Raw genomic sequence first — 11,784 nt, forward strand, 5'->3', positions numbered from 1 at the left:
GGCGTGCGGCCGGGCTTCCCCGACCGCACGCCTTCATGAGTACCGCTTAGGTGTGTCGTGCCGCGTTGCGACGGCGAACCGTCACCGCGATACCGGCACCGGCCAGCACCAGCAGCAGCCCGGCGATGCCGAGACCGAACTGGCTCTCACCGCCCGTGTTGCTCAGGTACTTCGCACCACCTGAGGCGTTGCTCGAACCCGAGGCGCTGGCGGAGGATGACCCGCTCGCGCTGGAGGACCCGCTCGCCGTGGACGTGCCACCGGCGTCGGCCGCTCCACCGGCGTCGGCCGCTCCGCCCGCGCTGCTATCGGCGTCGGCGGCTCCGGCCGCGAGCACCGTCAGCTCTGCAGCGTCACTCGTGACCGTCGTCGTGCCATCCGTGGCGACCGCCCGGAAGAGCGTGCCGTTCTCCACGAGCTCGGCGTCTTCCACGGTGAGGGTGCTGCCGTCCTGCGACACCACCTCGTCCGTCGGGGACCAGGCTCCCACCGCGAGGGGCTGGAGGCCCTCCGTCGCCGCGTCGGACGGCGTCACCGGGGTGTACTCCTCCCAGACGATCGAGGTCGCTGTGCCGGAGAGCACCTCGACGGTGAATACCGCGTCCTCACCCTCCGTCACCGTGCGGTCGGCCGGGTCGGAGAGCGTCAGCTCAGCACCGTCGGCATCGCCGTTCGCGTCGGCCGATGCCGCGGACGATGCATCCGCCGAGGACGTCGCCTCAGCAGCCGCCTCAGAAGCCGCATCAGCAGCCGACGACGCATCAGCGTTCGCCGCAGCCGAAGCCGCCGCCGACGCATCAGCATCCGACGCGGAATCCGCCGTCGAATCGGCACTCGCCGTCGCCGCAGCCGAAGCCGCCGCGTTCGTCTCAGCCGACGCCTCCGACGACGCATCCGCCGTCGCCGCAACCTCAGCCGCCGCGTTCGCCGTCACATCAGCAGCCGCCGAAGCGTCGCTCGTGTTATCGGCGTTCGCCGCAGCCTGTGCCGCCGCCTGAGCCGATGCCGAGGCATCGTCGTCAGCCGCCGCATCAGCCGAAGCCGAAGCCGAGGCCGAAGCGTTCGCATTCACATCGGCATCCGCCGCCGCCTCGACGACCGTGGTCGCGGTCGCGGTCAGCTCGCTGGTCTCACCCGTTGCGGTGAAGGTCGCTTCGCCCGGCTCGAAGTCCGCCGGGACCTCCCAGGTCGTGGTGATCGAGCCGTCTTCACCGGCCACGACGATCTCCTCGGTGCCATCGGGGAACACCACGGTCACATTCTCACCGTCGGTGAACCCACCTCCGGTCAGCGTGACCGTGCCGCCCTGCTCCACCGGGTTCGGTGTCGCTTCGAGCGTCGCCACCGGAGCCGCCTCGACCTCCGTCGTCGCGGTCGCCGTGGCTCCGCTCTCCTCACCCAGAGCGGTGAACGTCGCGGTGCCCGTCGCGAAATCGGACGGCACCTCCCACGTCGTGCTGATCGAACCGTCCAGCTCGGCCGGTACCACTCGCGTCGTGCCGTCGGGCAGGGTCACCGTGACGTCTTCGCCGGAGGCGAATCCGCCGCCCGTCAGCGTGACCGTGCCGCCCTGCAGCACAGGGTTCGGGCTGGCATCGAGTGTGGCCTCGACCGCCGCAACAACCTCTGTCGTCGCAGTAGCCGTTCGTTCGCTCAGCAGGCCGGTCGCGGTGAAGGTCGCGTCGCCCTCGGCGAAGTCGTCCGGCACGACCCAGGTCGTGGAGAACGCGCCGTCTTCATTCGCGGTCACCGTGGTCGTCGTTCCGTCGGGAAGTTCGATGAGCACGCCTTCCGAGCCTTCGAAGCCGCCTCCCGCGAGGGTCACGGTGCCTCCCTGCGCCACCGGGTTGGGTGACGCTTCGAGCAACGCCGCTGCTGCTGCCTCGACCTGAACGCTCGCCGCGGCGGTCAGTTCGCTCGTGACACCCGTGGCGGAGAAGTTCGCAGCGCCCACCGGGAAGTTCGCGGGAACTGCCCACGTGGTCGTAAAGGTTCCATCGTCTTCAGCGGTGACCGTCGTGATGACGCCGTCGGGAAGCGTGATCGAGACGTCTTCGCCGTCTTCGTAGCCTCCGCCGGTGAGGGTCACGGTGCCGCCCTGCTCGACCGGATCGGGGGCCGCATCGAGGGTCGCTGCGGAGGCCGCGACGACTTGAGTGGACGCCGTCGCGGTCAGCCCGCTCGTGCCGCCCGCAGCCGAGAAGTTCACGGTTCCGGGGGCGTAATCTTCGGGCACATCCCACGTCGCGGTGACCGATCCACCGGCACCAGCGACGACGACTTCAGTGGTCCCGTCGGGGAACGTCACAGTGACATCCTCATCTTCGGTGAAGCCGGTGCCGGTCAGCGTGACGACGCCGCCCTGCACGACCGGATTCGGTGATGCGGCGAGCGTCGCGGCTGCCGCTTCCGCGAACGCGGAGGCGGAGCCGAGCTGCACGTTCACGGAATTGTCGCCGAGCAGCGGGAGCAGCGTGAGACTGAGGGCGCGCACGGTGAGACCGTCCGCTCCCAGATCGCTCGTCTCCGGCTGCTGGTTGATCGTGATCGCCAGCACCTCGGTGAGCACCGGCTCGAGCGCATCGTCGAGCAGCTCGGTCACGATCGGGTTGAGGAGTTCGACGAGCGACGGCTGGATGTCTGCGACCGCCGTCGTTACGACGGGGAGGATCGCCGCGCCGATGCTCGAAACCACCGGCGTGATCAGGTCCAAGACCGGCTGGAGCACGTCGCCGAGATCGACCGGTACGGGGAGCCCGGGCAGCAAGGTCACGTCAGAGGCGTTGATCGCCAACGGATCGTACCCCTCCTGGCCCAAGATGCCGCCGAGCGTTCCTTCGATGAGAACCGACCCACCTGCGACATCGATCGTAGTCAGGCCCAGGTCCAGGCCCAGTCCGATCTCGAGATCAGCGGTGACGCCGACGCCGTACACGCCCTCAGTGATCAGTGTCACGGCCTTCGTCACCAGCGAGTTCGGACCGTCGCCGAGCAGTGCATCGCTCACGCCGTCGAGAATCGCATTGACCGTCGGCCCGCTGAGCACATCCGTGTTCGGCGCGAGGCTGCTCAAGCTCTCGCCCGGCTGCCCGCTCACCGCGAGCTCGTCGAGAGCGACGGTGATCGTGCCGTCGCTGAGGTCGACCGACACACTGCCCTCGGAGTTCTCGAGCGGCGTCTGCAGAAGCTGCGCCCGAAGCTCAGTGGTCAGCTCCGTGGTGTCGAGGCCGAGCCCGTTGAGCGATGCGCTTGCGAGAGGCAGGGCGTCGATGGTGTCGACCAGATCGGAGACCAGGGTGTTCACCGTCCCGCCCTCGGCGAGCAGAGCTTCGACGTCAACGAGCAGGCCCCCGGCGAGTGCGTCGACATCGTCGACGAGTCCGCCGACGGCCGGGCTCGAGAGCTCGAGATCGAGGCCGGAGAGTGAGTACTCCGATGTCGCCGCGCCGTTCTCAGCTTCGACTCGGGATGCGAGTGCGCCGACGCTCAGGGTGGCCTCGTTGAGCAGTTCGTCGGCGACGGCATCGCCGAGCACCTGGCGCACGAGCGCGCTCGCGTCGAGCTGGGCCGGAGCAAAACTATCGGGGTCGTTCACCGGCCCGAGATCGATCGCGCCCTCTTCGGTGATGATGCCCGAGGATGCGATGGAGGAGGTCGCCGAGGGCGAGGTCGAGAAGCTCGAGAGCGCCCCGAGATCACCCAGTGCGAGGAGGCCGCCGTTGGTGCCATCGCTCAGCAGCGGGAGATTGATGCCATTCGCGTTCACCGTCGCCGACTGGAGGAGATCGAGATCCAGACCGTTCGTGGCCGGTCCCGGCACGTCGGGGAACTCCGTCGAGGTCGAGGCGGTGCTCGCGACGTCCAGCCCGAGCCCGTCGATCCACAGACCGTGCCCGTGGCCGGCCGATTCTGCCTCTGCGCTCGGCGCCTGCACGTCTGCCGCCGCGGCGGTCATACCGAAGGCCGAAGCCGAGGCGAGCGCAGTCACCGCCGCCAAACCCACTGCTATGGGACGAGTGGCTCTGCCGAACCTTCTCCTCCGCTGATCTTCTCTGTACCCCACGGGAGGCCCCCTCTTCCGTTCTGACGTATGTTCCGCGTCACTGCGAGATCCGGGAGCGGACAGAGTCCGTCCCCCTCCGCCGAGGCTATTTATGTGTATTCCCTGAAGCTACGACTTCGCGTGGCGCTGTAACGGGATGTGGACGTCCCTGAGAGCGTCTTCGCTTGATACTGAGATGCAGTTGATCACTACTGAGACGCATGCCCGGTTCGCATGATGTCAGCCCCTCACCACAGGACTATTCATCGGCTATGGTGTTCCCAGAAGATGTTTGTGCTGAGCGAATACTCGGCGCCCACGGGGGTGGCTCGTCTTTCAGGGGGACAATGTGATGCGTCACGTGCAACGAGGCAAGGTGCGAAGCGTCATGGTCGCGCACCTCGTCGACGAGCTCAGCACCCCGGGCACCGTCGTGCTGGCCGGCGGGCACGGGAGCGGACGTTCGCACATCATGCGCGCCGTTGCGAGCGCGCTGCAGGCCGCAGGACGACCGGTACTCAGGTGCAGCGCACGCGAGACGCAAGCACGCGAGAGCGTCGAGCACGAGGCCCCGGGTCACGTCGTGCTCGTCGATGATGCAGAGCACGCCGCACCAGAGCTCATCCTTTCGCTCATCGACCGGATCCGAAACGGCGCCCCCGTGCTCTGCGCGGTGGCCGCCGACCTCTCGACTGACGACGAGCACCGTGCGGCAGAATGGGCGAAGCTGCTGACCCCCGAGCACGATGACGCGCCCGTCACCCGCTACGTGCACCTGAACCCGCTCACGCTGCCTGAAACGCTGCAGATCGCGGTCGAGGTGGCGACGACTCCGCTCGACTCCAGCGTGCTCGCCGCGCTGCACAGCATGTCCTGGGGTCGCCCTGCGTGGCTCATCGAGGTGATCCGACTCGCTGCGCAGGGCGCGGTGATCGCCACACCCTGGCCTCGGTTGGCACCGACCCAGATCAGCGAATCGGGTATCCCGACGCTCGAGTTCGCCCACGCACTGGCCCAGAGATCACTCACCGACGCGGAAATCGCTGCAGCGACCACGCTCGCGCAGCTCGAGCCGCGCACCCTCTTCGGTCATGAAGACCTCGTCGGCAGCGCTGCCGTCGCATCCCTCGTGGCGCACGGCGTTCTGATTCAGACCCCGACCGACCCGACCACGTACGGCGTCCCCGAGCTTTTCGCGGCGGGCATGCGAGTGCGCACGAAAGCCGACATCGTGGCCTCCGCCGAGCAGCGCGCGGCTCGCACCCTGTTGCTGCAGGAGTCCCTCGGTGTCCCGCTCTCCGATCGCGAAGCGCATTTCTGCACGACGATCACCGACGGAGGCGAGATCCATCAGCAGCTCGACCCGGCGCGAGCAGACCTGTTCCGCCGAGTCGCGCTCGACGCCCTGAGCTTCGGCGCAGGAACCGAGTGCCGGGACCTGCTCGTGCGCGGCGCGGGCTTCGGCGCCACGCTCGACCCGCTCGACCGCGCGAGAGCCGCCACGGTCATGCACGGCGCTCTGGCCGGCCTGCGAAGCCTCAATGCGGTTCCCGAACACGCTTCCGGCACGGCATCGCAGCGCATCGCCGCCATCGCCCTGACGAGCCAGATCTCGGCGGAATCGCCCATTCCGCAGCAGGCGCGCACCGAGACGCTCCTCGGCGCCGACACCGGAGCGTCAGAACGCGACGCGCGATTCGTCTTCGCTCGATGGAACGAGACCGGCCCCGTCGGGTCCGACACCGAAGCGCTGCACCGCATCGCGACGACGCATCCGGCGCGAGAAGTGGCACTCCTCGCCGGTCAGCTCATTGATCTGGAGAACATCAAGCGCGGCAGGCGCCCGAGTGATCCTGCAACATGCACTGAGCGCATCGCCCGAGTCACCGACATCGCCGTATCGAGCCCGCCAGAGCTGCGCGATCTGCTCTCCGCCGCGATCGTCACCGAGGCGATGCTCGCGCTCTACCTCGGCGACACCGACGGGAGCGACGTCGCACTCTACTCGTTGACGGAATCGCTGCCGGCGTCGACGCGGCACCGGGTCTGGCTCGGCCACCTCGGCGCTGTCGGGCAGGCGATCGCGTCGGGCGATATGGCTCGAGCGCTGCGCGAATGGGAACTCTTCGAGGCTCGACTCCCGCGATTCCTCCCGGTGCGCCTCACAGCACTGATCCGCGATACCGGGAGCGCCATCCTCCGCACAGCGACCGGTCACGTCGACCTCGACGGGAACGGCGAGGACATCGTGGATGACTTCCCCACGCAGGTGCTCGCCTATTTCAGCGGGCGCCTGGATCGCATCGGCTCCCGCGTTCGCCGCTACGACCATCTGCACGAATCGCCGCTCGACGCATCACGTGCCCTCGACATCGCGAAACTGGCCCGTGCCCACGTCCAGGCGGCGAACGAGCAGCACCCCGTGGCGCTGCTGCAGTGCGCGGATGCGCTGACGGAAGCCGGCTTCTGGGCCCCGGCCGCCTTCGCGCTTCGCGCCGCCAAGCGCATCTTCATGCGTCGGCGGGCGACCGGAAGCGTCAACCGATGCGACACGAAGCTCGCGGAACTCGAGGCGGCGGCCCGACGCGTCGATCCCTGGTTCCGAGTCGACCTGCTCCCGGCGAGCGAGCACGTGCGACTCACACCTCGCGAGTCGGCGACGGCACGCCTCGTCGCAGAGGGTCTCAGCAACAAGGCGATCGCGTCACGGCTGCGGTGCAGCGTGCGGACCGTGGAGTCGCACATCGCCCACGCCCGGGCGAAGCTCAGTGCCGGGGACCGGGGCGAACTCGCCGCACTCGTGCGCCAGGCGCAGGTGCCCGGCGAGGAGCGAGAACGGCCAGACCTGCGGAGGCAGCGCCTCGATTCGCGTCTCATCGATTCCATGCGCTAATCTCGTTAGCGGTGACGTGTCCGAGCGGCCGAAGGTGCAACTCTCGAAAAGTTGTGTAGGGTAACCCCCTACCGTGGGTTCAAATCCCACCGTCACCGCCAGTAAGACCCCCTCCTGCGTGAGGGGGTCTTTTCGTTGGGACCGATTCCGCGTCGGGACGACGTCCGCACTGACCGGAGCTGACGTCACTCGCCCTTCGGAATCGGCGGGCCGAGCCAGAGCAGGGTGATGAACAGCACCGCGACGAGCACGACCAGCACGACGATCGAGAGCATCACATGGCGCAGAATCCAAGCCTGCACATGCTCAGGAAAACTCCGCGGATTCTCGCCGCCGGGCGCGAGCCGCCAGGTGCCGTTCAGCAGGCCCTTCCGATCGATCATCATTTCGAACGGTACGGTCGCGAACGGCACGATCGCGAGCAGCAGTCCCGTCGCACCCAGGGCGAAACGCCATCGTTGATTCACCCACACGAAGACCGTCGTCACGCCGTAGCACAGGAACACGAAACCGTGGAGGCCGCCCGCAACGGAGACGATATCGGCGGTGTCCGTTGCACGCAGAATGAGTGCCGCGATCAGCCCCGCCCACGTGAAGGCCTCAGCGATCGCGAATGCCCGGAAGAGCCCTCGAGGACTGGCGCGCAGTGCGTGCGTGTGACTACTCATGTGGCTGGGCCTCCATCATTCCGCCCACGCAGATGCGGGGCTTTCCATGCGCTGCATCGAGCATACGGGAGCCCGATCGGTGCACTTCCCAGCCGGGCTGGGCCTGCAGCGGCTATGTTGGTGAGCACCAAGGGGAGTACTCCCGCGTGGTGGGTTCGTCAATACGGATGATCAGTGTCATCCCGGACCGCCAGCTGCTTGCAGTGGAGGAGACCTTGACGATGTCCCACGTCACCCCTTGGAGCGCTCTCATGCAATCTGCCGCCTTCGGCAACGCCGCACACCACGCCGCGCCCATCTTCGCCGCACCCCCGCCGGCAATGGCCGGCCCTCGGTGCGCGCCTCGACGCGTCGGCGGGATCCGGTGACCCCGTCGCATGCTGCGGCGAGCGCGAAGCCTGCCTCCCCCGCTCCTCCCCTCCATTCGATCTGCACGGCAAAGGACCACTCATGAGCAATATGAAGAAGATGTTCAACCTGGCGAAGAAGGCGATCGACTCGCGCGGCGCGGGCGAACGCGGTGCGCAGCAGGGCGGTTCGTCCCGCGGTGCGACCGATTGGCGCGCGATGGTGCACCGGGCTGCAGACGCGGTGACGGGAGAACCGCGCCATCAGCAGAGCCGACCCACGGCTCCTGGGGCAGACGTTCGACCGGATCCGCACCGGCCCCGCACTGCACCGCCTGCGGTGAGCCCGCAAGACCGCGCGGCAATCGCTCGGTACAACTATCTGCTGGAGACGGCTGAGCCCGGGCAGCTCGAGCAGGTGCACGCGGAGGCCTTCGCCAAGCTCACTCCGTCGCAGCGAGCACTGCTGCAGGAGGACCTCAACCGCAGCCTCGCGCCAGGCGAGCGCCCCGTCTCGACGGCGCCCGCCGATCTCGCTCGTGCCGCGACGAGGAGCGAAGCACGCAACCCGGGATCACTGCGCCGCTTGCTCTCGGGTGCGTCGGGCGCCGCACGCGGCGGCGGTGGTCGCGGGGCGCTCGCTGCCGGCGCCGGTGCTGCCGGCCTGCTCGGACTCGTGGCGGGCGGCGCGATCGCGACGTCGATCGGCGGTTCGCTCCTCGCTGAGGCCGCCGGTGCTGGCATCGACTTCGACGCCCTGGCCGGAGGGCTCGACCCCGAGGCGATGATGGGTGACTTCGCGGCGGGCGATGCGCTTTCGGGACTCGGCGATGCGGTGCCCGGGGTGGAGGATGTCGTAGCCGGCGCTGGCGATACGGCAGGCTCCGCACTCGACGCTGCGCAGGGCGGGCTCGGATCACTGGGCGAGGCGATCTCGGGGTTTGACGTGCGCGGGTTCTTCGACCGCTGAACCTGGGACCGGCAAGCAACCGGGGTTGACACGAGTCGCACAAGCAACGTAAGTTGACGCCATGGAATCCTCGCAGATCGCGGCGCGCGCCGCCGACCTCAGCGATCCGCGCGCAGGACTGCGCGCGGTCACCTCGCTCCGCGCCCTCGCCGACACGCTCGAACTCCGGCAGGTGGAGGCAGGGCTACTCGCCGGCATGAGCTGGCAGCAGATCGCCGACGCGCTCGGAGTGACCCGCCAGGCCGTGCACAAGAAATACGCCAAGCGCATCGATCCCGCAATCGTCATCCCCCGGAGGCACGCATGAGCAAGTTCACTCGGTCAGCCGACACCTCTCACCGCCTCTCGCTCGCCGCGATGGAGGAGGCCTCCCGCGTCGGACTGCGCACCGCCGACATCGAGCATCTGCTCCTCGCGCTCACCATCGACCGAGATCGGGCGGGCCGGGTCCTGCGCCGTCACGGCCTCACCCTCGAAGCCGCTCGTGCCGGCGTCGCCGCGCAGCACTCTGCGCAGCTCGCCGGCCTCGGCGTGAGCGTCGGTGAGCCAGACTCCGGCCGCATCGTCTTCCACGAGACCGACGGATACACGTGGAGCGACCGCGCGGGGCGCATCTTCACGGCTGCGAATGCCCGCGGCAATGCCGGGGACGCGGTCGCGGTGCTCACCGAGCTGCTCGCGGAACCCAGCGGCCTCATCGAGGCGGTGGTCCAGGAGGTCGGTGCGAACCGGGCGGCGATCGAGCACGACCTCGTTTCCTCCGGCAGCGCGGCATCGATCGACGAGCACGCCGAGAGCCGTCCGCGCTCATCGAGCCCCCTGGCCGGCACCACCGAGGGCTTCATCCCCGCCCCGACCGCCGAGGTGTGGTCGCTGCTCGCCGATCCTGCCCGCATACCCGAGTGGGAGCCGTCGATCGCAAGCGTCGCCGCGAGCCCCGAGGGCGCGACGGATGACCTGGGCGGAACCTGGCGCGCTCGCGCGACCACCACCCGCCCCGATGGGACGGAGCTCAAGGTCGCCCCCGCGTTCCGACGAGTGCGCCTCGGGCTGCTCGCGCGCGAACCCGAGCGGCGCGTCGTCTGGAACCTGGCGTTCCCCGACGCTCCGCGCGCGAACTCCAGAACCATCGACATCACCCTCGAACCGGAGGCTGACGGAACACGAATCAGGATCGCGTTCGCCTGGGATCGCGCGGGCGATCGGCCGCGACGACACCGCGTGCTCGGGTTCGTGCTGCGCCCGGCATACCGCGTCATCATCTGGGTGCAGCTGTCGCAGCTCGTCAGCGGCATCAGCCGCGTCTTCCGCTGAGTCACCGGACCACCCCCGGTCGACGTATCCTGCTCACATGACCGATACGCGCCTGAGCGCACCGCAGCGACTCGTCACGACGATCGCGATTCTCGCCTCGTTCGTGACCTCGCTCGACATGTCGGTCACCAACGTGGCGCTCCCCCGCATCTCCGAAGAGCTCGGGGGAGGTCTCAGCACGCAGCAGTGGGTGGTCGACGCGTACCTCGTGACGCTGAGCGCGCTGATGCTCCTCGCCGGATCGATCGCCGACGCGTACGGACGCGTCTTCATCATGCGCATCGGGCTCATCGGCTTCGGTATCGCTTCGCTCGCTGTCGGGCTGGCCGTCTCCCCCGAGATGATGATCATCGCGCGCGCCCTGCAGGGAGCGGCCGGCGCATTCCTGCTCCCGAGCTCGCTCGCGCTCATCACCTCCCGCATCTCCGGCGCCGCGCAGGGGCAGGCGATCGGCGCCTGGACCGCGGTCACGACGGGCGCGATGATCGTGGGGCCTCTCCTCGGCGGCGTATTCACGGACTACCTCTCCTGGCGCCTCGTATTCCTCATCAACGTCGTTCCCATCGGCCTGACCCTCTGGATGCTGAAGAAGCTGCCCGATACCGACGACCGTCAGCGCGGGGTGCGCATCGACTGGCTCGGCGGCGCGGCGGCCGCCATCGGACTCGGGCTCGCCGTCTGGGCCCTCATCGAAGAGCCCGCGCACGGCTGGGAGAGCCCCGTGATCTGGGTTCCGCTTTCGGCCGGCACAGCACTCCTTCTCGCCTTCCTGTGGTGGCAGACGCGGGTGAGCTCACCGATCCTGCCGCTGTCGCTCTTCCGCGTGCGCAACTTCTGGACCGGCAATCTCGCCACGCTCTTCATCTACGCGGCGCTCTCGCTCAACGGCTTCGTCATCGGCGTGTATCTGCAGAACCCGAACGGGCCGGCGCTCACCGCCACCCTCGCCGGGCTGGCGAGCCTGCCCATCACCATCCTCATGGTGCTCCTGAGCTCCAAGATCGGAGCCCTCGCCGGCACGTACGGCCCGCGCCTCTTCATGACCGTCGGCCCATTGCTGCTCGGCGCCGGCGCCCTGCTGCTCCTGCTCGTCGGGGATCCCTTCTCCTACTGGTGGCAGGTGCTGCCCTCGATGGTCGTCATGGGCTTGGGGCTCTCCATCATGGTCGCACCGCTCACGGCCGCGATCCTCGGCGCCATCGGCCCCGAGCGCAGCGGCATCGCATCCGCCGTCAACAATGCGATCTCCCGGGTCGCCGGACTCATCGTCATCGCACTCCTCGCGACGATCGTCGGCGGGCAGCTCGACCTGCGCGGCTTCCACTCGGCGGCGATCGTCACGGGCGTGCTGTTCTTCGCCGGAGCGATCGTCTCATTCCTCGGCATCCGCAACCCGCCGCGGGAGAGCGCCGCGGAGAGCGAGGCAGCGCAGCGCTCCTGACCGCCGATTCCGTGTAGACCCAGGTACTGGTCGCCGGAGCGATGTGCAGACTCCAGGGCGATGCGCCTGCGCCCGGCTCTCCGTAGCGTCGGATGCAAGCGAAAGGTGC

The 11,784-nt window shown here is 68.6% G+C and carries 7 protein-coding genes and 1 tRNA gene; 6 read left to right on the forward strand and 2 right to left on the reverse strand.

The features are described from left to right. Window positions 1-46 precede the first annotated feature (46 nt). Window positions 47-3,988: a choice-of-anchor G family protein gene (locus JSQ98_RS07270; RefSeq protein ID WP_211649006.1), complete on the reverse strand. Its 3,942-nt coding sequence runs from the start codon at window positions 3,986-3,988 to the stop codon at window positions 47-49. 442 nt (window positions 3,989-4,430) lie between these two features. On the opposite strand from JSQ98_RS07270, the gene JSQ98_RS07275 reads away from it, so the two are divergent. Continuing rightward, window positions 4,431-6,935 (forward strand): helix-turn-helix transcriptional regulator, encoded by a 2,505-nt coding sequence (locus tag JSQ98_RS07275; protein ID WP_249290772.1) that lies wholly within the window; start codon window positions 4,431-4,433, stop codon window positions 6,933-6,935. A 10-nt stretch (window positions 6,936-6,945) separates the two neighbouring features. Then, window positions 6,946-7,036: transfer RNA gene (locus tag JSQ98_RS07280), tRNA-Ser, on the forward strand. 84 nt (window positions 7,037-7,120) lie between these two features. Here JSQ98_RS07280 and JSQ98_RS07285 read toward each other — a convergent pair. Then, on the reverse strand, window positions 7,121-7,603 hold the full coding sequence (locus JSQ98_RS07285) for a DUF3817 domain-containing protein (protein WP_090151549.1): 483 nt from the start codon (window positions 7,601-7,603) through the stop codon (window positions 7,121-7,123). A 450-nt stretch (window positions 7,604-8,053) separates the two neighbouring features. On the opposite strand from JSQ98_RS07285, the gene JSQ98_RS07290 reads away from it, so the two are divergent. The 4 genes from JSQ98_RS07290 (at window position 8,054) to JSQ98_RS07305 (ending at window position 11,675) form a co-directional block, all read left to right on the forward strand. Next, a complete protein-coding gene (locus tag JSQ98_RS07290; protein WP_211649008.1) occupies window positions 8,054-8,920 on the forward strand; it encodes a cation-transporting ATPase in 867 nt (288 codons plus the stop codon). A 61-nt stretch (window positions 8,921-8,981) separates the two neighbouring features. After that, on the forward strand, window positions 8,982-9,227 hold the full coding sequence (locus JSQ98_RS07295; RefSeq protein ID WP_090151554.1) for a hypothetical protein: 246 nt from the start codon (window positions 8,982-8,984) through the stop codon (window positions 9,225-9,227). After that, on the forward strand, window positions 9,224-10,234 hold the full coding sequence (locus JSQ98_RS07300) for an SRPBCC family protein (protein WP_211649009.1): 1,011 nt from the start codon (window positions 9,224-9,226) through the stop codon (window positions 10,232-10,234). The genes JSQ98_RS07295 and JSQ98_RS07300 overlap by 4 nt, the downstream gene beginning before the upstream one ends. Before the next feature lie 37 nt (window positions 10,235-10,271). After that, a complete protein-coding gene (locus tag JSQ98_RS07305; protein ID WP_211649010.1) occupies window positions 10,272-11,675 on the forward strand; it encodes an MFS transporter in 1,404 nt (467 codons plus the stop codon). Window positions 11,676-11,784 lie beyond the last annotated feature (109 nt).

Origin of the sequence: Leucobacter manosquensis (assembly GCF_018304845.1) — a bacterium.
In the GTDB taxonomy this organism is placed as follows: Bacteria; Actinomycetota; Actinomycetes; order Actinomycetales; family Microbacteriaceae; genus Leucobacter; species Leucobacter alluvii.